Annotated in this window: 17 protein-coding genes and 1 pseudogene; 9 read left to right on the top strand and 9 right to left on the bottom strand. The window is 42.6% G+C overall.

Annotated elements, in window-relative coordinates; genetic code table 11:
- Window position 1: 1 nt before the first annotated feature.
- Both NST20_RS03435 and NST20_RS03430 read left to right on the top strand, forming a co-directional pair.
- On the top strand, window positions 2-643 hold the full coding sequence (locus tag NST20_RS03435) for a TetR family transcriptional regulator (protein WP_207368353.1): 642 nt from the start codon (window positions 2-4) through the stop codon (window positions 641-643).
- 31 nt (window positions 644-674) lie between these two features.
- Entirely contained in the window at window positions 675-2,186 is a 1,512-nt protein-coding gene (locus NST20_RS03430; RefSeq protein ID WP_342400076.1) for a DHA2 family efflux MFS transporter permease subunit, read from the top strand.
- A gap of 46 nt (window positions 2,187-2,232) precedes the next feature.
- On the opposite strand, the gene gabP is transcribed toward NST20_RS03430, so the two are convergent.
- From gabP to NST20_RS03400, 6 genes are all read right to left on the bottom strand, one after another.
- Window positions 2,233-3,624, bottom strand: coding sequence for a GABA permease (gene gabP / locus NST20_RS03425; protein WP_272907866.1), 1,392 nt, complete (start codon window positions 3,622-3,624; stop codon window positions 2,233-2,235).
- 44 nt (window positions 3,625-3,668) lie between these two features.
- On the bottom strand, window positions 3,669-5,006 hold the full coding sequence (locus tag NST20_RS03420) for an aspartate aminotransferase family protein (RefSeq protein ID WP_342400075.1): 1,338 nt from the start codon (window positions 5,004-5,006) through the stop codon (window positions 3,669-3,671).
- Window positions 5,007-6,358: 1,352 nt separating this feature from the next.
- On the bottom strand, window positions 6,359-7,723 hold the full coding sequence (locus NST20_RS03415) for a PTS ascorbate transporter subunit IIC (RefSeq protein ID WP_342400074.1): 1,365 nt from the start codon (window positions 7,721-7,723) through the stop codon (window positions 6,359-6,361).
- Between the two features lie 111 nt (window positions 7,724-7,834).
- On the bottom strand, window positions 7,835-8,134 hold the full coding sequence (locus tag NST20_RS03410; protein ID WP_035182291.1) for a PTS sugar transporter subunit IIB: 300 nt from the start codon (window positions 8,132-8,134) through the stop codon (window positions 7,835-7,837).
- Window positions 8,131-10,248, bottom strand: a complete 2,118-nt coding sequence (locus tag NST20_RS03405) for a BglG family transcription antiterminator (RefSeq protein WP_342400073.1) — start codon at window positions 10,246-10,248, stop codon at window positions 8,131-8,133. Before NST20_RS03405 ends, NST20_RS03410 begins: the two co-directional genes overlap by 4 nt.
- Window positions 10,249-10,620: 372 nt before the next feature.
- Window positions 10,621-11,085: a phage tail protein gene (locus NST20_RS03400; RefSeq protein WP_342400072.1), complete on the bottom strand. Its 465-nt coding sequence runs from the start codon at window positions 11,083-11,085 to the stop codon at window positions 10,621-10,623.
- Window positions 11,086-11,685: 600 nt separating this feature from the next.
- On the opposite strand from NST20_RS03400, the gene NST20_RS03395 reads away from it, so the two are divergent.
- Both NST20_RS03395 and allB read left to right on the top strand, forming a co-directional pair.
- Complete coding sequence (locus NST20_RS03395) at window positions 11,686-13,122, top strand: NCS1 family transporter (RefSeq protein ID WP_342400071.1); 1,437 nt, start codon at window positions 11,686-11,688, stop codon at window positions 13,120-13,122.
- Window positions 13,112-14,509 carry an allantoinase AllB gene (gene allB / locus NST20_RS03390; RefSeq protein WP_342400070.1) on the top strand — a complete coding sequence of 466 codons (1,398 nt, stop codon included), beginning with the start codon at window positions 13,112-13,114 and terminating at the stop codon, window positions 14,507-14,509. Before NST20_RS03395 ends, allB begins: the two co-directional genes overlap by 11 nt.
- A 432-nt stretch (window positions 14,510-14,941) precedes the next feature.
- Here the strand turns inward: allB and thiW are convergent, their stop codons facing one another.
- Window positions 14,942-15,460, bottom strand: coding sequence for an energy coupling factor transporter S component ThiW (gene thiW, locus NST20_RS03385; protein ID WP_029142551.1), 519 nt, complete (start codon window positions 15,458-15,460; stop codon window positions 14,942-14,944).
- Between the two features lie 1,344 nt (window positions 15,461-16,804).
- Between thiW and NST20_RS03380 the strand changes: the two genes are divergently transcribed.
- Together NST20_RS03380 and NST20_RS03375 are read left to right on the top strand one after the other, a co-directional pair.
- Window positions 16,805-17,203 carry a hypothetical protein gene (locus NST20_RS03380; RefSeq protein ID WP_237348984.1) on the top strand — a complete coding sequence of 133 codons (399 nt, stop codon included), beginning with the start codon at window positions 16,805-16,807 and terminating at the stop codon, window positions 17,201-17,203.
- 55 nt (window positions 17,204-17,258) lie between these two features.
- On the top strand, window positions 17,259-18,290 hold the full coding sequence (locus tag NST20_RS03375; RefSeq protein WP_342400069.1) for a hypothetical protein: 1,032 nt from the start codon (window positions 17,259-17,261) through the stop codon (window positions 18,288-18,290).
- Between the two features lie 119 nt (window positions 18,291-18,409).
- On the opposite strand, the gene NST20_RS03370 is transcribed toward NST20_RS03375, so the two are convergent.
- On the bottom strand, window positions 18,410-19,633 hold the full coding sequence (locus tag NST20_RS03370) for an IS110 family transposase (protein ID WP_237349286.1): 1,224 nt from the start codon (window positions 19,631-19,633) through the stop codon (window positions 18,410-18,412).
- 232 nt (window positions 19,634-19,865) lie between these two features.
- Here NST20_RS03370 and NST20_RS03365 point away from each other — a divergent pair, with 232 nt between their 5' ends.
- The 3 genes from NST20_RS03365 to NST20_RS03355 are packed head-to-tail and all read left to right on the top strand — an operon-like array spanning window position 19,866 to window position 21,827.
- Complete coding sequence (locus tag NST20_RS03365) at window positions 19,866-20,054, top strand: hypothetical protein (protein WP_342400068.1); 189 nt, start codon at window positions 19,866-19,868, stop codon at window positions 20,052-20,054.
- Window positions 20,047-21,129 (top strand): hypothetical protein, encoded by a 1,083-nt coding sequence (locus NST20_RS03360; protein WP_237348982.1) that lies wholly within the window; start codon window positions 20,047-20,049, stop codon window positions 21,127-21,129. The genes NST20_RS03365 and NST20_RS03360 overlap by 8 nt, the downstream gene beginning before the upstream one ends.
- Window positions 21,126-21,827: an ABC transporter ATP-binding protein gene (locus NST20_RS03355; RefSeq protein WP_342400067.1), complete on the top strand. Its 702-nt coding sequence runs from the start codon at window positions 21,126-21,128 to the stop codon at window positions 21,825-21,827. Before NST20_RS03360 ends, NST20_RS03355 begins: the two co-directional genes overlap by 4 nt.
- Before the next feature lie 225 nt (window positions 21,828-22,052).
- Here the strand turns inward: NST20_RS03355 and NST20_RS03350 are convergent.
- Window positions 22,053-23,356: pseudogene (locus NST20_RS03350) on the bottom strand (IS1380-like element ISBco2 family transposase).
- Window positions 23,357-23,549 lie beyond the last annotated feature (193 nt).

Below are 23,549 nucleotides of genomic sequence, written 5' to 3'. Positions count from 1 at the left end.
CATGCCAAAGCCAACTTTTTTCCGGTTGCCGAAAGAAAAACAGGACACTTTGATTCAAGCTGCAAAAAAGGAATTTTCAAGAGCGCCGCTGCATGAATCCTCTGTCGCAAACATTGTAAAGGAGGCCTGCATTCCAAGAGGCAGCTTTTACCAATACTTTGAAGATAAGGAGGATTTGTTTTATTATTTGCTGCGTTTGCTCTCACGAAAAAGCAAGGAACAGTTTATTTCCACTCTCCAACAAAAGGGCGGGGATTTATTTGCGGCTTTTACCGAGGTCTTTCAATTTGCCATTCAAGACATTCGAAACCAGGAAAATGCTAATTTTTTCAAAAATGCTTTTTCCAATATGAATTATAAAACCGAAAATACTTTGGCAGAAAATTTTTTTGAAGAGGATCTGAAAAAGCAGGATTTGGCTTTGCTCCGGTCCGTCAACACAAAAAAACTGAACATCCATGATGAACGGGAACTGCAGGATATGATCACGATTTTGGAGGCCGTCACCTTTCATAATCTTGTGCAAGCATTCGCCGGGGAATTAACGGCTGAAGAAGCACTCGATCATTATCTTACCCAAATGAAACTGCTCAAAAAAGGATTGTACAGGGAACCCTCTCCGGAAATTTCAGGCAAGAAATAAAAACAACTTACAAAAAGGGGAAAAAGATAATATGAATCCAGCAATACAACATAAAAAGCCGCCCTATCTCATGATTGGGGTTCTTTTTATCGGCGCTTTCGTTTCATTTCTCAATAACTCGCTGCTAAATGTAGCGCTGCCTTCCATCATGGCAGATTTACACATCAAAGATTATTCCACCATTCAGTGGTTCGCAACAGGTTATATGCTGGTCAGCGGCGTGCTGGTTCCTGCATCCGCCTTCCTGCTGACCCGTTTTACAAACCGGCAGTTGTTTATTACGGCCATGTTGATTTTCACATTAGGGACTGCGCTGGCAGCATTTGCCCCGAACTTCGGGCTGCTGCTGACAGGAAGGATGATCCAGGCTGCAGGATCTTCTGTCATGGGGCCATTGCTCATGAATATTATGCTGGTTAGTTTTCCGATTGAAAAACGCGGAACAGCCATGGGAGTCTTTGGCCTTGTCATGATTACAGCCCCGGCAATCGGCCCGACGTTATCCGGCTACATTGTCGAATATTTTGACTGGCGCTTTCTGTTTGAAATGATTTTGCCATTAGCCGTTATCAGTCTCGTTCTGGGGATCTGGAAAGCGGAAAACGTCATGGAGCAAAATAAAAAAGCAACGCTTGATTATCTCTCGGTCGTCTTATCTTCCATCGGGTTTGGCGGTTTGCTTTACGGATTCAGTTCTGCAAGTTCGGACGGCTGGACAGATCCGCTGGTTTTAACGGCGCTGATTGCCGGTAGTGTGGCTTTAATCGCCTTCGTTATTCGGCAGTTTAGGATGGATGAACCATTATTGGATTTGCGCGTGTATAAATATCCGATGTTTGCCCTTGCCTCTGTCATTGCCATTGTAAATGCGGCAGCCATGTTTTCCGGCATGATTTTAACACCTGCCTATGTGCAAAACGTACGGGGCATCTCTCCGCTTGACTCCGGCTTAATGATGCTGCCGGGCGCAATTGCCATGGGGATTATGTCGCCGATCACCGGAAAGCTGTTTGATCAGTTCGGCCCCCGCGTGCTGGCCGTCACGGGGCTTACCATCACAGCTGTTTCCACCTATATGCTGGCGAATTTGCAAATTGATTCAAGTTACACGTATATTATTCTGGTTTACACGCTCCGGATGTTCGGGATGTCGATGGTGATGATGCCGATTATGACGAACGGCTTGAATCAATTGCCTGCCCGGCTGAATCCGCATGGAACGGCGGTTAACAATACAGCACAGCAAGTTTCCGGATCTATCGGAACAGCCGTTTTTGTCACGATCATGAATGCTGTCACAAAATCGAAAGCGGAAGACTTGATGTCCGGGATCAATCCGCTTCACTTTACAGCAGCTGATAAAGCCGCCTTAGGACAAAAAGCGTTGCTGGCTGGCATCCAATATTCCTTCTACGTCGCGCTCGCGATTAATATTGTCGTATTGATCATGTCCCTGTTTGTGAAACGGGTAGATACATTTAAACCAGGCGCCAAAAAGGAAAACAGAAAGAAAACCATGCAAACAAAACCGGCTTCAGATTAACAAATTGGGCACCGCCTTAAAAAAGAGGCGGTGCTTTTTGCTGTGCTTAAGATTTTACACTTGAATCTTCACTGTCCAGCGGCACCGCATTCGTTTTTTTAGGATGCAAAAGGAAATACGAGCCGACGACGAGAACGGCAATAAGCAAAGTCAGCAATACTTGCGGGCGCAATGAGTCGATAAAGATCATCGCGACTAAAACCGCAACAATGCCCAAAATGGTGACATAAGTTAAATACGGATACAGCCACATTTTCACCTTCAAGGCGTCCGGGTTCGTTTTTTCCACCGTCCGACGCATGCGCAAATGGGAAAAGGCAATGACAAGATAAACCAATAAAGCGATCCCGCCTGAACTGTTTACTAAAAACAAGAATACTTTATCCGGGGAAATATAATTAAAGACTACCCCGACATAAGCGAAAACCGTGCCGCACAAGACAGCATAAACCGGTACACCGTTTTTATTTAACTTCAGAAAAATTTTCGGAGCATCGCCCGTTTTCGCCATCCCGTACAACATCCTTGAATTGGTATATAATCCCGAATTTAGACAGGAAAGTACAGCGGTTAGCACAATGAAATTCATAATTTGGGCCGCTGCCGGAATGCCGACATGTTCAAGAACGGCGACGAACGGACTTTTTAAAAGATTTGCCGAGTTCCACGGAAGCAAGGTGGCTACAACCGCAATCGAACCGACATAAAAGATCAGAATCCGCCAAATGACACTGTTGGTAGCCGTTCTGACTGCCCTTGCCGGTTCAGAGGATTCCCCCGCCGCCACCGCAACAATTTCAGTTCCCATAAAAGAAAAGATGACAACGGTAATACCCAATAAGACGCTGCCAAAGCCATTTGGCATAAAGCCGCCATGCCCTATCAAGTTGGAAAGCCCCGGGGACTGCACGCCCGGAACGATACCAAAAATCACGGAAAGGCCGAGCAGCAGGAATAAAACAATGGTGGCCACTTTAATGATTGAAAACCAGTATTCGAATTCACCGTACGATTTAACGGAGTATACATTTGTGAGCGTCAATAAAACGGTTAATATTAAGCTTAAAAGCCACGACGGCATTTCCGGGAACCAGTATTGAATATTCGCTGCCCCCGCAGTTGCTTCAATCGCAATGACAATAACCCAAAAGAACCAGTACAGCCAGCCAATCGTGTACCCTGCCCAAGGGCCAATGGCTTCACGCGCATAGGTGGAAAACGAACCGCTTGTCGGGTTCACCGATGCCATTTCCCCCAGCATTCTCATAACAAAAATGACAAGTAAACCTGCCAAAGCATACGAAATGATTGCACCCGGGCCGGCCGAATGGATGACGGCGCCGCTTCCCATGAACAAACCGGCGCCAATGACTCCTCCGATCGAAATCATCGTAATATGGCGAATTTTCAAGTCCTTCTTCAGTTGCTGATTCTCCAAATCCTCTCTCTCCTTTGAAGCACATTTTCTAACAAGAAACGTTTTTACAATTGGGAGATGCCTTCTTTTAAAACTTGCACGATCGTGTGAAAGTCATCATCGGTTATGCTTAACGGCGGGGAAAGCTGCAATACGTTGTTAAATCCCGCAACAGTATCACCGTTCTTGCCGATTAACAGGCCTTTTGCTTTGCAGGCGCTTATCACTTTATTCAGTTTTTCGACTGCAGCCGGTTCCTTTGTTTGTTTATTTTCCACCAGCTCAATACCAATCAGCAATCCTTTTCCGCGGACATCCCCTACATTTGGATGATCCTTCAGGCTTTTTAGCGCTTCTAGCAGCCGTTCACCTAGTATGCGGGAACGTTCAAACAACGCTTCATTTTCCATTAATTCCAAATTCTTTAACGCCAGCGCACAGGCTGCAGGATTTCCTCCGAATGTGTTGACGTGGCGGAAGCGGTCATAATCTTCACTGCCTGCATACGCCTCGTAAATTTCCCTTTTGACAGCAGTCGCTGATAGCGGGAGATAACCGCTCGTAATCCCTTTTGCCATTGTAATGATATCCGGCTTCACGCCGTAGTGCATAAAACCAAATGCCTTTCCGGTCCGTCCGAATCCGCAGATCACTTCATCACAAATCAGAAGGGCACCGTGCTTTTCGCAAATCTCTTTCACTTTCGCCATATAACCATCGGGCGGCAGTAAGATCCCCCCGCCGGTAATGATCGGTTCCATAATGACGCCGGCAATCGTTTCACTTAGTTCCCAGGTCATTACACGATCAATTTCCTTGGCACTTTCAAGCGTTTCCACGTCATCCGGATGCCGGTACGTATCAGGGGGTGCAACATGAAGAAATCCCTGTCCAAGCGGCTCATACTTATACTTTCTTTGTGCCTGGCCTGTTGCCGCAAGCGCCCCCATCGTATTGCCGTGATACGCCCGATAACGGGAAATAAACTTGTACCGGTCCAGATCCCCTCTTTGCCGGTGATATTGGCGGGCAATTTTAAAAGCCGTCTCATTGGCTTCCGAACCGCTGTTAGAGAAGAAAATGACGTAATCCCCGCCAAGCCATTCGTTTAATTTTTCGGCCAGTTGAATGGCAGGCACATGGCTTTGGGATAACGGATAGTACGGCATCTCAAGAAGCTGCTTGTATGCCGCTTCCGCCAATTCTTTCCGGCCGTAACCGGTATTCACACACCATAACCCGGCCATCCCGTCCAAATAGCGGTTACCCTCAATGTCCGTTACCCAAGCACCTTCCGCTTTTGTGATAATCAAATTGGGCTGCCCGGGACTTGCGGCTCCCCTCATGGCATGCCATAAATATTTTTCATCTGTTTCCTGTAACGTTTTTGTTTGCAAATGCATTCATCCTCCCATCCCCTTGATTAAGTTACACGCTGTCGTCTTTTTTGCGCGTAAAAACAGTGTGCATCCTTCCCCCCATTTCCCGGCCAAAAGCAGCTCAATGGCAATATTCCGACTGCCTTGCTGCTGGCGGGTATGGGCTTCCGTTCTTTTGACGGTGCCATGTTCGCCCTGGCATGGCATTCATCCTGAAAAATGTACTGGATGACTTTCATTCTTCTCTGCGAAACGGGCGCCTCCCCACTGCCACCCATATCGATTTTTCGCCATCTGCCATGCCATACCCCTGTTCGAAGTCATTTTTTGTAAGCGGATTCAGCGAAGGGTTTGACAAATGATTCACCTATTCACATTACATTCCGACAGAGAACCATCCTCCAACCATAAAACTGAAGAAACCAGTAGCCAGAATTTTGGATATAAAAGGGGTCCCCATGCCCGGAAAATCACAACGGTTGGCTAAACAACACTATGCGCATATTATAGAATGAATTTTTTCTCTTTTCAATACCTTTTTTCTGACCACAGGCAGAAAAGGTTTTATTGCAGCCGTGTCTGATCAAGATTGTAACCTATGATCGGGAAGATAACCACATAGAAAAGAGAAAACAGTTAACAGTTCGGAAAAAATTAATTTTCCTTGGATTTTATGGAAGCGATTTCGAAAGGATGCTATAATAAAATTGCTCAAAGCTTGATCTGGGCATAGCATGAATGATGAATGGAGGTGTACGGCTTGAAAAGCTTCTTTTTATCTAAAACGTTTATTATTACTTATTTGATTGTCTTAGTTGCATTTGCATCACAAATAATGTCTCCAGCTATAAATGTTAATTATATTGCCTTGATCTTTGGATCTTTTGTGATCGCTGCAGTAATCACATTTATAATAAAAGCATTCATCAAATTAATAGATGTAATCACGAAAAAAACATCTTAAAAAAGCTCCTATATAAATGAACAAAATATCGCGGCTCCGTTGCCTGCTGAATAAAGTAGGCCTCATGCAAATTGCTGCTCATGCTTGATGAAAAACTTAAGTTCATTTTATATAATAAGGGCTTTTTCTTAACACCGTTGTTTTCATTTTAAACATTCGCATGAGTAGGCACCATCAGCAACTCGGCTTTCTACATTAAAAGAAAGCTCTTTTCGCGGCTACAAGAAGAGCTTTCTTTCATTTTTAAGCCAATTGCTTTTTCTTTTTAAGTGATTTGAAGAGTCCCACAGCATTTTAGCAGTACATGCGTTCATACGGATCCATTCATCCGCTTTAGTCTTTTAAAATGGCAGCCATGGATGTCCGGACCATTTACACTTATCTCATCTCTCAAATTCCCCAAACCAATTGGTTATTTATTTCCCGCAGGATTTGCATTTTTCTTTTTGAACGCGGTTAGAATAAGCATAATGGCAAGAACAGCAAAAATTCCTGTCGTTATCAGTACAGCGCCTCCTAATCCTCCTAAACCTCCTAAGAAAAGGCCGACAACACCATAGTCTGTATCAGAGAATGTAGAATTTTCAAAGCCAAGATTGCCTAATACCGGCATCAACGCAATCGGCATGAAACTAATAACGATTCCATGGATGAATGAACCGAGTATCGCACCTCTGCGCCCGCCTGTTGCATTGCCAAATACCCCTGCTGTTGCACCACAGAAAAAGTGGGGAACGACACCTGGTAAAACGATTATCGTGTGGAAGGCAATCATCAGAAACATGCTCACGATTCCTCCGATAAAGCTTGAGAAAAAGCCGACCAAAACAGCATTTGGGGCATATGGAAAAACAATTGGACAGTCAAGTGCCGGTTTAGAGTTTGGAACTAATTTTTCAGAAATCCCTTTAAACGCCGGAATGATTTCGCCTAAGATCAAACGGACACCCGAAAGGATGACAAACACACCTGCAGCAAAAGTACCTGCCATTTGGATGGCATAAATAATAAAGTTTGTTCCATCGCTTAGTTTTGCTTCAATATATCCTTTGCCAGTAAAAATAGCTAGAATTATATAAATAACTCCCATCGTAAGCGTTATGGCAACCGTTGAATCACGCAAGAAGGAAAGGCCTTTTGGGACTTTAAGATCTTCTGTTGAATGGTTTTGATTTCCGAAAAATTTACCAATAACAGCTGAAATCATGTATCCAAAATTACCGGTATGTCCAAGTGCAACTTCATCTGTACCAGTAACATTTTTCATGAATGGCTGCACGATAGCCGGTGACAAGGCATTTGCCATTCCGAGAATCAATCCGCCTAAAAGGATTAAGGGTACGGATGTAAAACCGGATACCGTCATAATGACCGCAATCATACAGGACATATATAAAGTCGCATGCCCTGTTAAATAGATATATTTAAATCTCGTAAATCGTGCAATGAAAATATTGGCAATCATGCCAACCAGCATAATCAATGCTGTCGGTGTACCATATTTTGTGAGGGCAAGGGCTACAATCGCCTCATTATTTGGGACAACACCCTGAACGGAAAAAGCATGTTTAAACATTTCCCCAAATGGTGTTAAAGAATTCTGTACAATACCCGCACCCCCTGTTAAAACCAGGAATCCTACAAACGTCTTTATACCGCCCAGCAATATGTTACTGATCGATTTCTTTTGAAGGATTAAACCGATAACGGCAATTAAAGCAACAAGAAGTGCCGGCGTACTGGCAATACCAATTAATACATTTAAAAAATCTTTCATGATCTCGTCACCTCAATTTGTCTGAATGAAAAAATAATGCTTTGTTCATTCATCTTTGGTTAGATCTGGATAAAAACGCATCCATGCACGAATTTTTTGCTTATCCATGAATTATTCAGGCAAACGACCGGATTCTTGCAAAAATTGAACCACTTTTTCTTTTAATTCATTTTTATCAATAATACTTTTTAATACTGTTACTTTCTCGGCTCCAAGTTTTTCAGTTGCCTCAGCTAAATCCTGGCCGACAAAGAAATGGTCTGCAGAATCCGGGGTAGCACTTCCCATATCGAAGTGAGTCACTTCAATATCATCCTGATTAATCCCTAATTGATCTAAAATCGACTTGATGTTCATTTCAATCATGAAACTGGAACCTAAACCTGATCCGCATACAGCTGCAATTTTCATTGAATATTCTCCTCCTCTGTAATAATGGATAAAATTTCTTCTTTCGTTTTCGCATGTAAAAGTTTCTCTAATTTTTCTTCCTTCCCCAGCAATGTTGCAAGCTCGGATAATGCTTTTAAATGGGCCGTATTATCGATGGCTGCTAAAGTAATAAAAATCCTAACCGGATGTTCTTTATCTACTAAATCAACCGGTTTATCAAGCTTCAACAGTGACATTCCTAAGTGCTTGACACCATTTTCGGGACGTGCATGCGCCAAGGCAATTTCTCTGCCAATATTGATAAACGGCCCATGCTGATTGACAACGTTTATCATGGCATCAATATATTCCTGGTTAATTTTGCCCTCCATTAAGAGCGGGCTTGCGCTCTTTTGAATGGCTTTCATCCAATCGAGGCCATCATTTTTTACAACTTGAATTGTATGATCAGTTAATAGCTCACTCAGCATTGGCTGATAGATCCCTCCTGTTCCACTCTTGAAGTTTGGTTTATTAAACAGCTGAATTAATCCTTGTGTTAAGCCATTAAAGTCATGAATCTTCGCATAATCACTAACAACATCCAAAATAGATGAGACAAGTTCATTTCGATAAATATCAAATTGAACAAGATTTTTGGTGAGTATTTTTAAATCCTGATGATCCGGGATGGAATGAACTGTAATGACTTTTTTATTTTTTTCCGGAATGTTTACCGTGGAAATCACCAGGTTTTCCTGTATTTCCGATTGTTTTAAATACTCTCGCTCTGTGATTGGACCTTCAAAACTTACAAATGGAAACAACGATTGAAGTTTTTGTTTCAAGATGGCTGCAGTTCCAACACCGCTGCTGCAGACAAGCAAAACTTTTTGAACTGCTTTTGTAGGCCAGTTTTTCCTTTGTTTATCAATTTCCGCACCAAAATAAATCGAAATTAACGAGATTTCATCTTCACTGATAGAATGTTTACAAAAGGCTTCAAAAGGCTGAATGGAGAATCTTGTAAAGGAAAATACATTCCCGTAATTCTTTTTGATCTCCTTTAACAGCCTGTTTTGATACTTCACGCCATAACGCACCCGATAGTAACAAGCAAGAAGATGCACGTACAGATTCTTTTTCAATTCATAAATATTATCGAAATTGATGCCGGATATTTGTTGAAAACGTAAAATCACTTTTTCAACGACCGTATCCAATCCGGTAAATTTTTGCGGTGCATATTTGGACTCCGAACTGATAAAATTGATCTGGCTGCTTAAAAGAAGTGTTTCTATATAAAAGATTTCGTTTTCATATGTTTCAGGATTAATATCAAATAACTTTAACAGCTGCGAAACCAGTTCGTATTCAGGGTACGTTTTTAGAACATTTAATTCGTATTCTTTTAATGGTCCGACTGTTCTATTCTTTTTAATTCGCTGAATAACAAACGGGATATAAACCGATAAAATGTTTATAGCGTCGTCCGAAAAATGTTTTCCTGTCAATCTTTCTACATCTTCTAACCATGCACCAGTTCCACGTATGAATTGATTTTCAGCTTTGCAATCGATGAAGCGTTGAAAATATTCACTGCTTATCATTTTTCTATACAAATTTGAGTGATTGCTAATAAATTCATGAAACCACCAACGGGTATCTTCTTCTTTTCCGCTTAACCAGTAGCCGTGTTTAGGATCATTCTTAAGAGTAAGATTAGACTTTTTAAGCAGGCTTCTGGCCCGATCAATATCTGTTATAGCAGTATTTCTTGAGATATTTTCAAGTTCAGACAGCCCTTCAAGGGTAACTTTTTTCGTACTGATTAAACTAAGCAGAATATCTATGTTGCATCTTTCATCTTTTGCATATTTAATCGGTGTTGATTCTTCGATGGCATCCCCTGTTTTAAGTATTTTTTCTTTCGTTTCTTTTTTCAGGTAGTAGCCCTCATTCCTGACATTTTGAATGGGCTCCATTTTTTTTGCAAGCAATTCTTTATTTAGAGCGTTGAAAATATAATAGACCGTTCTTTTGGAAATTTTAAAGGTGCTTGATAAATCTTCAACAGATGTGTATCCTTCTTGATGCGCTAAATAATTTAAAATCAGCTTTTTCTTGGAAGCGCCCATATTTTTCACTCCCATTTGTTCCTCCTTCCTACATTTTCATCATATAACAAATGTTAAAACATGTAAGCGCAATCAGTGCAGAAGACTATGTGCAAAATTGGGCTGCTTAATTGAAGGATCAACTAAAACAGCATGACTAGGACGGGGAGTTTTCCTCAGCTAGGCGGAAATTGGAATATCTTACAGTTAAGTTAAAAAAAATGAAATTAATAAAAAGTGATGGAAAATGTGGCATTGGTTATGTAGATGGCAGTTGATAGAATAGTTGACTGGCAGTTGATAGAATAGTTGACGTCCTTGAAGAATGAAAAGTAACGAAAGCTTGCCGGACGAATCAGCTTTTGGCCTGTTCTGACTCGTCCAGCAAGTTCGTCCAGATTATTGCTTTTAATACTCGCCTTTTATGACAAAAAATGATCCCCGTATGGTGCCGCCCAGTTTTGACTTTTGTCTGGCAAATTTAAACTTCCCTTCTAATTCCTTTGGTACTTCCATCCCCTCAGAAAGTTTAAAACCAACCGCCCGCTTCTTCGGATCATCTACGGAATACATTACATTGACAACGAGGCCATCCTCGTAAAAGACGTAAGCAAATTGGATATTTTCCACTTGAAAACGCGAAGTTTCCAATGGCTTGGCTGCAAATTCAATGTCGCGTTCCTCTTTCAAAATCCTATTCACATATTCTAGTGTCTCTCCGCTTTCTGCAGCTGGCAAAACAGTAAATACGTGTTTGTATTTATTCATAAAATAGCGCGCCTCATTCGCACGCAAACCAGCTAGCGCCTTCGCAACAGGTGAAGACTCCAGACCAACCTCAGACACATTTTTGAAATCAACGATATAGGACATGCGCAACGCTCCTTTTCCTAAATGGATTTGATGTAAACACAACAATATATAAAACCTATTCTATACTTAACCGTTTACAATATTTGTCCTCGCTCACCAGAAATGATCACTGATATTTTTGTGCTCTCACCTAGCATTTCTATTGTAGCAAAATTGGTAGCACTGAATGGGGAAATTGCTGAGGCGAGTTTTCGGTGCAAAACATCCATACAAATCCGGCCGTGACCATTTTTACTAAAAAATCCTGGTTGAATCATGTGCAGAATCGGCTGTTTTTACATTACCTACAGCAGCGATTATTTGGATAAAGAATGTCTCCTCAAACCCAAGCTTTTGTTTTCACCAAGAAAAAATCTTTCAGCTCTCCCACCTATTCATGTTAAGTTACCTTACATAAAAAACAAGAAAAACACCAACACTGGTTCTACTTTATCTATTTTGAATAATAAATAGATAAAGAATTGTGCAAAATCGCTAATGAAAAACCGTTTATCCTTTGCTATATTAAAAATATAGATGACATTATATGTGATATTAAATGACATCAAAAGAAACATTCCAAATTCACTACCGTAAATCTATTGAAAAGGAGCTGAAGCAATGGCTACTCAATTGGAAAGTGCTTATCCGCAACCGCAGAAGAAGTCGAGTATGGATCCCTCCCTGATCCCGAAAACAGATGCGGACAGAACAGTTGGCCCTTTGAATTATATTTTTATGTGGATTGGGGACGGGGTCAATATTGGAAACATTACGCTTGGCGCAAGCCTGATGGTGGCCGGGATGGCGATATTAAACATTTATCAAACTTTTGCTGCGGCATTGATCGCCATCAGTATTATTTCAACCATCTTTTCATTGAACGACAGATTAGGCTACAAAACAGGCATTCCGTACGTTGTCCAGCTGAGAATGTCCTTCGGCGTAAAGGGTTCGATATTCACATCGCTTTGCCGCGGTATACCTGCCATTGTTTGGTACGGATACCAAAGCTGGATTGGCGGCACGGCTTTAAATGAAATGGCCAAAATTGCAACGGGCGGAGCTTTTGACAATGCGGCTGTTTGCTTTATCGTGCTCCAATTGTTTCAAATTGCGCTCTCCCTCTATGGCTTTCATGCGATTAAGTGGGTGGAGGCCCTGACTTCAGTCGTGATTTTAGCTGCACTTTTCTATGTGTTCAGCATTCTTCTCACATCCCATAGAGCCACGATTGCAAACAAATGGGTGCATGCAAAAGGAACGTGGGGGCTGCCATTCTTTGCTTTTATCATGACGTTTATGGGCAATTATGCCGCCATCTTTTTAAGTGCAGCGGATTATTCAAGAGAATTGAAAGCCGGGATCAGCCATACAAAAAGAAGGTTATTGTATTTTATTCCGATCTTTATCGCATACGGGTTTGCTTTAACGATGGGGGCCATGCTTGCTTCTGCTACCGGAATTACAAATCCTGTAAAGGCTTTTTCAGCAGTGGTCGATAATCCTTATATTACATTTTTCGTGTCTGCGTTTATCGTGATCGGGACCGTTTCGGTGAATATGGTTGCCAATATTATTCCACCAACTTACGTCATTACATTGCTTACGAAATTAAAATTTAAGTATGCTGTCACCATTACAGGGCTGCTTGCTTTTGCATCTTTTCCATGGGTGCTTGTCCGGGATTCTTCAGCAAAGGGGCTCGACATTTTCATTCTGGCTTACTCGGCGTTTTTAGGTCCGATTGTAGCCATTCTATTGATTGAGTACTACATCTTCCGAAAACAAAAGGTAAATATCGCCGACTTGTACGCGGAAGACGGGCCTTATTCCGGCTATAACCCTGCGGCTGTCATTTCATTAGTAATTGGCGCGGCTGCCGCATTTGCAAAAGTGGAACTGGCATGGATCATCGGCTTTGTTGCGGCTGGTTTAGCCTATATCATTCTGTCAAAATACGCATTTCCATTTTCAAAATTTAAAAAGGATACAATTTTTCAAAACACAGTCGTTCTCGAATCAAATCACAGGGAGGGGATTCACAATGAAATATGATACGCTCATAAAAAATGGAAAAGTTGTTTTTAGAAACAGCGTTAAAATCGCTGATCTTGCCATCCAAAATGGAAAAATTGCTGTAATTGCAGATAAAATTGAGGAAACGGCAAAACAAGTTTATGACGCCTCAGGCCAATATGTGATGCCGGGAATGGTCGACATCCATGTGCATATGTGCGAACCGGGGCGGACGGAATGGGAAGGATTTGAAACCGGAACAAAGGCGCTTGCCGCCGGGGGAACCACAACCTATGTAGATATGCCTTTAAATGCGCTGCCTGCCACGACAACAAAAGATGCTTTAGAAAAAAAGCTTGCCGCTGCCGCCGGAAAAAACTATGTGGACTACGCCTTTTACGGCGGATTAGTGCCCGGTAATCTCGATCACTTAAAAGAACTTTCCGATTGCGGCGTGGTCGCTTATAAATGTTTTATGGCCAGCTGCGGAACCGATTTGCCGGGAGACTTTAAAAATGTAGATGATTACACGCTTTATGCGGGGATGAAAAAATTAGCCGAGCTGGGACATATTTTATTGATTCATGCAGAGAATGCCGCCATTACCGATGGGTTAGCAGAGGAGATGATCAAACAAGGGAAAACAAGTCCGGCTGATTATGTTGCAACACGGCCTGTATTTACAGAAGTGGATGCCATCAAGCGGGCACTATATTTTGCGAAACAAACCGGGTGCAGACTGCATTTTGTCCATGTCAGCAGTGCGGAAGGGGTGGAAGAAATTACGAAAGTGCGGAACGAAGGACAGGATGTCACGCTTGAGTCATGCCCCCATTACTTTACCATCACAACAGCCCAATTTGCGGAAATCGGCCCACTTGCCAAATGTTCCCCGCCTTTGCGCAGCGAAGCGGAGCAGGAAAAACTTTGGGAAGGATTGAAACAAGGAAAAATTGATATGCTGACATCCGACCATTCCCCTTGCCCGCCTGTAATGAAGGACAGCGAAACCGGTAATATTTTTGAGGTATGGGGCGGCATAACCGGGTGCCAGAATAATGTCGATTTGATGTTCGATGAGGCTGTCAAAAAGCGCAATATTCCCATTACGCAATTTACGCGCATGATTGCAACCAACCCTGCCGAACGTTTTGGCTTAAAATCGAAAGGGGAAATTGCGCTCGCAAAAGATGCGGATCTTCTCTTTCTCGATCCCGACCGGCCATACACGGTAAGTGCGGAAGACCTCTATTACCGCCATAAGCACAGCCCGTATATCGGCAGAAAAATTGATTGCCGGGTTACGAAAACTTTTTTAAGAGGTCAGCTCGTATTTGATCTGGATGGCGGTGGTATCACAGGCGAGCCGGTTGGCAAATGGATCCGGCCAGCGAAGGTCTCAGACTATGCCGGAGTGCCGTCATAATCTAACAGCATCAGGCTCTGCTTTCAAGAGCCTGATGTTGCTGGCATGGATTTTGACCGGTTATCAATGGCTGGCAACCTGTATGCACCGTGGCAAATGCCTTCAATCCTCTCAGGCGTTATGCTCAAATGTAAGAGGAAGCTCGTATTCAATCTGGATAGCTGCTGTATACAGGCGAGCCGGTTGGCAAATGGATCCGGCCAGCGAAGGTTTCAGACTATGCCGGAGTGCCGTCATAATCTAACAGCATCAGGCTCTGCTTTCAAGAGCCTGGTGTTACTGGCACAGATTTCGGGACAGGAATAAAAATAACGCAAGACAGCTTGCTGTTTTCAAGAGCCTGGTTTTGCTGGCATAAATTTTGACCGGTTATCAATAGCTGGCAACCTGTATGCGCCGTGGCAATGCCTTCAATCCTCCGTGGTGTTTCGCTCAAAGCTTACGGTTGCTTACGGTATGATTGATCATTCTGTCCCACCCTTTATTTTTTTGTAAAACTTTTATCAAAACATAGCCAAAAATGGCCCCTGCAAAAGAGCTTAAAAAGAAGGCAGGGATAAATCCGAAAAGCGTTGACGCTTGGCCGAGTAAGAAAACAGCAATGGGATAACATGCCAAGGCACCGAGAATGCCTGTCCCCATGACCTCCCCAACAAAGGCAAAAATGAGCTTATTCGTCTTCGCGTACAGATAAGCTGCCAAAAACGCGCCGATCATGCTTCCCGGAAAGGCAAAAATACTCCCTGTCCCAAGCAAGTTACGTAAAAGCGAGGATATAAAAGCTTGCGCAACCGCATAACCGGGGCCGAGCAGAACAGCCGAGAGTATGTTGGCAAAATGCTGTACCGGAAAAATTTTTGCAAAACCTACGGGGATATAAATCAAGCTGCTGGATGCAGTTGTGATAGCCGCAATAACTGCAGTTGCTGTTATTTTTTGTGTTTTTCTCATTAGAACCAACACTCCCTCCTTTTTAGTTGCGAATGAAAATCAGACCGGCCAGTCTTGTTTTTTATCGTTCATATCCCAAACTAAATAGGACTTGCTGAACGAATCCGACTCTGAGTTTGTACCCAATTTGTCAACAAGATTTGCCTAAAAATATAGAAGAATCCATCTTTGAAAATGCGATTCTGTCTGCTCTATACTTTGAACCAGTTTTCAAGTGCAAGATTAAATTTTTGCCAAGTCTAGGAATTTTGCTTATTCTCAGCAAGCCCTATGTGAAGGAAGCGAGGAAAATGAACGGTCTTTCTTCATATAGGGTGCGTCTACGTTAAGGAAGCGCGAAAAAACGAGGGTCTTCCTTCACATAGAACCCGTCTATGTTAAGGAAGCACGAAAAAACGAAGGCCTTCCTTCATATAGGGTGCGTTTGAAGTGCAAGCTTTTCCCTAGATTTTTTATAAAACCCTTGCATTCAATTTAAGCAAAAGTCGTGAGCATCCTTGCCAAATCTAGAAATTTTGCTTATTCAGCAAGCCCTAAATAAGTTGAGATTTATTTATATCTTTAAGCACAGTCGGTTAATTACTTGGTTCGACTTTTCCTTAAGGTTTCTAATAAACTGTTTTTGATTTGCTGAAACGAGGAGTAAAAGACGTTATTAACAATGGATTCTTTCATCCACTTCTAAAACCCTTCAATGAGATTCAGTTCAGGGCTGTAGGGTAGAAGAAAAACCAGTGTAAGACATGACTTAGTGGCTTCCAAAAATGAATTTAGAAGTTTGGCGTGATGAAAGTCGGGCATTATCTAAAGTGATAACGGTTTTTCCTGCTTGATAAATTCAAGGAAAACATCTGTGCTGCATCTTGATTAAAGTATCAATTGCAATCTCTGCAGCATGACTTGGATTGTTAAATTGATTTAAATATTTGATAGATTTCTCCAAAAGGAATTTACACGGATCAGATCCATATGATCCTCCATTATTTAGAAATTTCATTTTTCGACAGAAATCGATTGTTTTACGTTTAAGTAACCATGTAAGGAATCCTAACTGTGGGTTTGGCTCGTAAATTTAACCTTAGCAGAGAAGGATTCTTTTTCTGTCGGGCAAGGCAAGAAAGTCAGAAAGATTTGAAAAACAAAGGGTTGAACTGGATTTTTATCATTTATACATTATTCCGTTTAATTGAATATTTTTAAACTTTCCTATTGTAAAATAATCGGTGTGTCTGCTAAAATAAAAGTGCAAAGCTTTGCAAGACAAAAACATAGGGCACTGTACTAAAGACACTGTACTAATTTTGCCTCAGGAAAATTTTATTGAGAAGGGAGAGAAGAAGGAAAATGAACAGTAATGTTGGAATTAGTCGCCAGATATGTAATGCATTTGTATTAATCACTGTGGGGATTTTACTTACCTTATGTATCTCTTTGACTCCAGCACAAGCAGCTGGTCAGAACTATGCCAAATCATGGGAAACACTAGCTGGTGCAAGATGGCATGGCTATGTCCAAATCAAAGCCTCGTACAATGATCATGGCAAACACGCCAAACAGGGGTACCACCGGTTTAAGCGAGAGGCAGGGCCTTCTCTTGATACGGGTCGCCTCTTTACTTCTAAAGCACGCTCAAAAAAGGATACTAAAGTCCATTCTCGCGAAGACGTTGTATGGGACTCACCACTTTGGGGTGACAAACATGTAACCCGCTATTACTACGGTTTTATTTATTTTAAAGGTTAAGATCTAACCAGTAGTATATTTCTTATTTTTTTGAATCATTGAGGAGGGCGTTCGCATGAAAACAAATAAATGGTTATCTTTGAATTTTAGACTTGCACTGAGTAGCGTCCTTCTCAGCATGCTTACCTCCTTCATGGTACATGCATTTCTGTTGACGCTTGAAAGCCGTAAAGAATCCACATTCGGACTTACAGGTAAAATAACAGTCTTGACGATGGTAAATGGTCCACAGAAGGTTACGAAGACAGATGCTACTTATGCACAAAATATGTTAAAAGACTATATTGATAAACAGTCCCTATCCCTAGTCTATTCTTCGATAGGCGATGGTCGACCTGAAATGTTGGTTTACGACCCACATGGTTTTCTCCCTTGGTTCCCAAGAGTTACAGATGAAAGTTTTGACTTCACAACTTCTCATGCTTACCTTTTCCGCGGTACATACACAGAAAAACAGTGGTCCAATTTTGCTAAAGCTCCTCTTTTACCAAAAAAAGTTAAAGTTTCCGGAGTGATTGATGCTCCATCCGAAACAGGTGATCTTCAATACGCACGTACTATTGGTCAGGATCCACTACCTCCTGGTAACTACACAATAAATACATCGGATCCGGTTCAAGTAAAACATATCTTAGACTTGTTCGATCAGATGGGGCTTGTTCCTCAAGTTAGCAAAGAAATCCCAATATTTATATATTTTGCTAATAATCCATTTCTCGTAATCACGGTTCTTTTTCTTGTCATGGGCCTTCTATGTATTGTCTTTGACTGGTTTCTATACAATCAAGAACGTGTGCGGGAGTTTGGCATTCGCATACGTTACGGAGCCTTGCCCACTAACCTCGTGCAAGAAAATCTAATCGTTGGGATAACTGGCCTTTTAATAGGGAGTGCAATAGGAGGAATCATGTCAAATCTCCTGGTCGCAGAAATTAGCCAAACTGACATACAGTTATTTAACTTCCAGACAATTACTAGCATTGCTATCTCATTCACTATTGTAACCCTGACATGGTCTTTGATACTTTATGTTGTTATTAAGACAAATAAGTCCTACGGTGTGATGTCAAGGGTTAAAAACAAGTGAATTGGAAATTTTGTTGGCTCTATGTCATAAAAATGGCAATACTGAACTAAGCCTCCAGATAATTGGAATAATCTGGAAGTTTTCAAGTTCAGGCTATCGATGATGGTTACCTGGTTACCTCATCGCGTCACCTTCTTTTTCGGCGCATAAATTTGATCGTTGCGGAGCAGCGCATCGATCAGGCGCACCAGTTTTCTTGCCGTTAAGACGAGGGCGCGTTTGTGTGAGTGCTTATGCACCTCACGATATTTCTTTTGGTAAAAGGCGCGGTACTCAGGTTCGTGTCGCCGGACCAGATTGGCAGCCTCAACCAGGTAATACCGGAGATAACGATTGCCTGTACGCGCAAGCATTTTGTCATCAGCCTCAAAATCACCCGATTGGTGGCGGGGCCAGAACAATCCGGCAAATTTTGCGATCGCGGCTTGGTCGTCAAAGCGCTCAATGTCGCCGATTTCAGCGAGAATCCCAGCACAGCTCACCGGGCCTATTCCCGGAATGGTCTGGAGGGTATTCGGGATTCCATCAAGAACGCGGGCAATCGCCTTATCCAAATCCTTGATTTGGCGTTTAAGATGCCGGATGATCTCAATAGAACTGCCCAGGACCAAGTCAATCGAATCCTCCACACATTTAGAAAGCCGGTAAGAGGACCGGGCAGCTTTTTGGATGGATGCGGCCAAATCCTCGGGATCGCTAAAGCGGCCATGGCCTTTGGTCTGGAGATACATCGCTAAGTCCTCCAGAGGCATTTGGGCAATTTCATCGAGGCTATAGGCCTCAAGCAAAAATTCCGTTATGGCATGGCCGAAGACCGATGTATCCACTTCAAGGTTAAAGGCACTGAATTTGAAAAACAGATGATTCAAAAATACCTGTTGTTCCCGGGTTAAACTTTGAATCAGGTGATAGCGCATCCGTGTTAACCGTTGAAGGGCAAGGTATTGTTCTGACTGAATCACGGATTTCGGCAATCTCCCGAAACGCAAGCGGTCCGCAATTACCCAGGCATCTTTGGGATCGGTCTTGTCCATCTCGGCATAAGCCTTTTTGAAATTTCTCACCAGCTTCGGATTCAGGGTAAACACCTTTGTACGACGCTGTTTCAGCTCGGGATCTTCATGGAAAAACATTGCCGGGTGCCAACTATACACAGATGTGGCCTCCATGGCGATCTGGATGGTGTCATCCGCCTCCGCATGTTGGAGGATGGTGTCTCTTAACTCAGAGGCACCGGGAAGATTGTTTGTCACCGTTTGGGTGGCTAACGTTTCCCCCATTCCATCCATCAGGCAGGCATCGAGGTTTTTGGAGCTCACGTCAATACCGACAAATAAGGGCATATGATTTCCTCCTCTCTGTATTGGGATCGATGGAATCGGACGCTTCGGGATATCCCCAGATGGCTTGCCGATCTGTCAGCCTCGCGTATGAGAACTCATCCGGGCCGTGGGCTGCCTGGAACTGCTCATTTCCAGCACGGAGATCCGGAGGAACGGCCTACGGGTTAGACGTTCAAGCAAGAACCTGGGGATGCAGACTTTTCGAGTAGTCAGGCTACAAGGAGGGGAAGCATTGACCCAAACGATCCTAAGACCATTATCCGGGAACATCGCGAAGCGTCCAAGTCCGAACTTGTATTCCGGGCTCGCCCGGAATACAAAATCTTATATTCACTTGTCAATGAGCAGCAGAATGAACTGGAAATTGACATCCACTTTGGATTTAAACTTATTATACGAGGAGGTAAATGTTGATGCGTGAGTTGTGGGCAGGGGTTATAATGGCATGCCGACGTTGGCAGGCCATGTTAGGAATTTCAGGGATGATTGCCGCAGCCTGCGTTGTTTTCGCACTGGCCTTAGAGGATGTTGTATCGGAGGTTGCTGTTTTAAAAGGAGGCCAGCATTTACGGAAACAGCACGCCGTCACTTTTACACCCTTCTATCCACAAGGTAAGTCAACTCAAGTAAAGAACGATACAATACAATATGTGATAGACCAAATCAACAATCGAAAGGGCTACACTGCAATCATTCACAACATGGAGCTTGATAATCCTGATTTTGCAGGTGGATATCCTACCTTGGTACTGTTCGGTGATGTGATCCCAGATTTATTTCCTGAACTTTCGTTGTGCAAATCCGTACCTTGTGCGATGAAAGGATCTAAAATTGTTGATGAAAAAATCAATGCTGTAAACATTGAAGGCGAAAACATCCCAGTAGTAGGAACGCTACCTGCAGGGGCTACCCTTTTTGATCCTTCGGCTGCCGGTCTACCCTTAGACAACCGCATCGTGATTAGAGCGCCAACTAAACTTCTTCCTCTACTCCATTCTATTGAAAAAGAAGAGGCGATAACTCGAACGGTCTTCTTGGATCCGGAAGCTAAAGTGGTGGATACGTTCGTTACCATGAATGCAAATACCGAATTATATCTTATTCCCCACGAGATTGCCGTGGATCAGCCCCTACAATTCCGTGAAGTAATGGAACGTTCTGCTATATATATTGTTGGTATGTTGAGTTTTTTATTGTTAGTTTTCATTGCTTTCGTGTCCTCTGCTCGCTTGACAATTCGTCAAGAGCATTTGGCTTTCAAAATCAGGGCTATGTATGGAGCTACGCCTTTTCATCTTAGTCTTCGTATTGGTGGTTTTTTGGCAGTGGTTGTGCTGATTCCACCGGTTGCCTTGCTTTCACTGCTTCTATTCTATCTACATATTTCGGGTGCACCCTCACCGAATGTACCATTATGGGTCATGTTAGTAATCTTACTGACATTTTTCTTATTATGGTTCTGGTCTATAAGTAGCACAAAAAAGATAGGGGGATGAAAATGAAACCAATCCTTGAAGCTCGAAACGTTTCTAAAGTATATGGTAGTGGTCGTACACAAGTAACAGCACTTGACAATGTTTCCTTGCAACTTAACGCTGGAGAATGTGTGATTTTGATGGGGACGTCAGGCAGCGGTAAATCTACATTATTAAATATATTAGGGTTAATGAGTAAGCCAACCAAGGGTCATATTCTCATTCAAGGAAAAGAGGTACCGGAACGCGATCGAAACCGGTCTCGGCTACGAAATGCGTATTTTGGGTATATCCATCAGGATTACGCAATAATTGAGAACGAAACCGTCGAAAGTAATGTTATGATTCCCCTTCAATATGCCAGCCCGCTTCCTGGACGTCTAGAGCGCAAATCTAAGGTATTGCGGGCGTTGGAAGACGTCGGTATGGAGTGGGCTTTAAAAAAGCAACCATCAGAGCTTTCTGGCGGCGAGCGACAACGTGTTGCTATTGCTCGGGCCTTGGTGAACAACCCCGTTGTAATACTTGCCGATGAGCCAACAGCAGCCCTAGATAGTGAGACAGCTGAATCAGTAATGATGCTCATTCTCTCTTTCAAAGAAAAGGGAGCAACAGTGCTTGTGGCGACACACGATGATAAGGTAGCGAAGCTGGGTGATCGAATCTTACGGATCAATGACGGTCGTCTCATTACAAGTAGCGAAATGGCAAAGTCCTGATCAGGAGCAAAAAAATCCATACAAATCCGATAATGAGAACCCTAATTTAAGGTTCTATATTATCCCAAATTACGAAAGTGCAGCGATTTGATAGCTAAAATCCACACACGTGGAAGTAAATGTAAAATATGGAATCCAAATCTATAATTTCAGGTGGTTGAAGGTATACTTTCCCCCTCCCCACCTTTGCGGGCTTTTTAATTTCCAGTATTCAGTTCCTGTCTCTCAATCAATCATGCGCACACTTTGAATCATTTTCCGGAATGCCCATTTGTGGGCATATGTCTCACAAATGTTCAATGAGACCCTCCGGCTGTGAGACGTCAGCACGCCGGCCGAATAAATAAACTCTCTTCGAAACCGTCTGATGGTATAGGACTTGAACGCAGCCGGGCAATGGTCCTTTTTAAAGATCTCGAATAAATTGTACGCCAGTAATTTAATCAGAAGATCCATATGATTTGCCCCGAAAGAATCTGTTGGAATCTTGTCCATCGAAAAACCCTATTTAGACTCTTTGATATAGTTTTCCAGACAGGCTCTCTGATGTAAAATCTCCAAATATCCATAGGTTCCCAGTCCATCGTTGTCACAATGGCTTCATAATCCCAGAGAAAATCAAACAATTGAAGCTGGTCTTCCTCATACTTGTCAGCTTTTCGGATGACCGCAACTCTTCTTGGCTTTTCCCAGGAAGTTGCTTGGTAGTAGACTGTTTTTCCCTCTATAACAATCAGCTCATTATCAACATACCGGATCCACGGAGAATTGTCGTTTTCAACATACTTTTTCAATCTTGATGTCCATTTCAGTTTGCCGGCGTAGTTAATCTTCTGTTGCTCCCAATAACTGTAAAACTTTTCTCCGCCAAATCCCTTGTCAAAACGGGCGTACCGGATAAGGTACTGAGCGGAAAGCAATCGATAGGTTTCCTCGGCAAATTCAATTCCGTTGTCAGCTGAATGGACGTTTCCCGGTCTTAGCACACCGTTTAAGCAAAGATGGGATTTTCCTTCAAAAACGAGAAGGGGGTGGTAGCTTTTTCTGCCCGGCTTATGGGGGTTCACCCCGATTTTTGCTCCCTCCTGGTTTCCATAAACCGTTTCGACACTTGAATCAAAGTCAAGAATGAGATCGGAATCCAGCCATGGTTCGATGATGTCCATCACCCGTTCTTTGAATTCTATGGCAGCATCCTCGATTTTCTCCAACCTTAATAGATCCTTGCTTAAAAGCGTATAATGCGGGCATTTTCCTCCTAAGAAAGCACGAATCAAAGGGTCATTCCGGAGTGATTGAAAATGAAACATACGGGAGCAATCTGCCATCCAGCCCGCAATCAGATATACAAATATTTTACTTAGAGGAAATTTGGCATTGTCTTTCTTTAAGCAATCAAACCCCCGGAAAGTCTGCTGGATTTTCATCCGTTCCAGAAATTGCAGAAATGGGAGGATGCCACTAAATTTTGTACTATTCTTTAAATTGAATTCATATTTAATTCTTGAGACAGGAATGATATAATTCACCTTAAAGGTGCCCCCTTTCTTGGTTATTGTTTTTTCTCAAAATCAATTATACCAAAGGATGGGGCACTTTTTTATTTTAAATTACTATTTTACTTTCGTAATCTGGGATTATAGCAAAATGGCATGCAATGAATGGGACTATGCCGGAGTGCGTCATAATGCCAACAGCATCAGGCTCTGTTTTCAAGAGCCT

The sequence above is a fragment of the Weizmannia sp. FSL W8-0676 genome, from assembly GCF_038593015.1.
Taxonomy (GTDB): Bacteria; Bacillota; Bacilli; order Bacillales; family Bacillaceae_C; genus Weizmannia; species Weizmannia coagulans.
Note: the sequence above shows the minus strand (reverse complement) of the source record. Positions and strands in the feature narration are given on the sequence as shown.

Coding starts and splice junctions, on each gene's coding strand:
- NST20_RS03435 (WP_207368353.1), top strand. CDS start 2: ATGCCAAAGCCAACTTTTTTCCGGTTGCCGAAAGAAAAACAGGACACT.
- NST20_RS03430 (WP_342400076.1), top strand. CDS start 675: ATGAATCCAGCAATACAACATAAAAAGCCGCCCTATCTCATGATTGGG.
- NST20_RS03420 (WP_342400075.1), bottom strand. CDS start 5,006: ATGCATTTGCAAACAAAAACGTTACAGGAAACAGATGAAAAATATTTA.
- NST20_RS03415 (WP_342400074.1), bottom strand. CDS start 7,723: ATGAAAGATTTTTTAAATGTATTAATTGGTATTGCCAGTACGCCGGCA.
- NST20_RS03410 (WP_035182291.1), bottom strand. CDS start 8,134: ATGAAAATTGCAGCTGTATGCGGATCAGGTTTAGGTTCCAGTTTCATG.
- NST20_RS03405 (WP_342400073.1), bottom strand. CDS start 10,248: ATGGGAGTGAAAAATATGGGCGCTTCCAAGAAAAAGCTGATTTTAAAT.
- NST20_RS03400 (WP_342400072.1), bottom strand. CDS start 11,085: ATGTCCTATATCGTTGATTTCAAAAATGTGTCTGAGGTTGGTCTGGAG.
- NST20_RS03395 (WP_342400071.1), top strand. CDS start 11,686: ATGGCTACTCAATTGGAAAGTGCTTATCCGCAACCGCAGAAGAAGTCG.
- allB (WP_342400070.1), top strand. CDS start 13,112: ATGAAATATGATACGCTCATAAAAAATGGAAAAGTTGTTTTTAGAAAC.
- thiW (WP_029142551.1), bottom strand. CDS start 15,460: ATGAGAAAAACACAAAAAATAACAGCAACTGCAGTTATTGCGGCTATC.
- NST20_RS03380 (WP_237348984.1), top strand. CDS start 16,805: ATGAACAGTAATGTTGGAATTAGTCGCCAGATATGTAATGCATTTGTA.
- NST20_RS03375 (WP_342400069.1), top strand. CDS start 17,259: ATGAAAACAAATAAATGGTTATCTTTGAATTTTAGACTTGCACTGAGT.
- NST20_RS03370 (WP_237349286.1), bottom strand. CDS start 19,633: ATGCCCTTATTTGTCGGTATTGACGTGAGCTCCAAAAACCTCGATGCC.
- NST20_RS03360 (WP_237348982.1), top strand. CDS start 20,047: ATGCGTGAGTTGTGGGCAGGGGTTATAATGGCATGCCGACGTTGGCAG.
- NST20_RS03355 (WP_342400067.1), top strand. CDS start 21,126: ATGAAAATGAAACCAATCCTTGAAGCTCGAAACGTTTCTAAAGTATAT.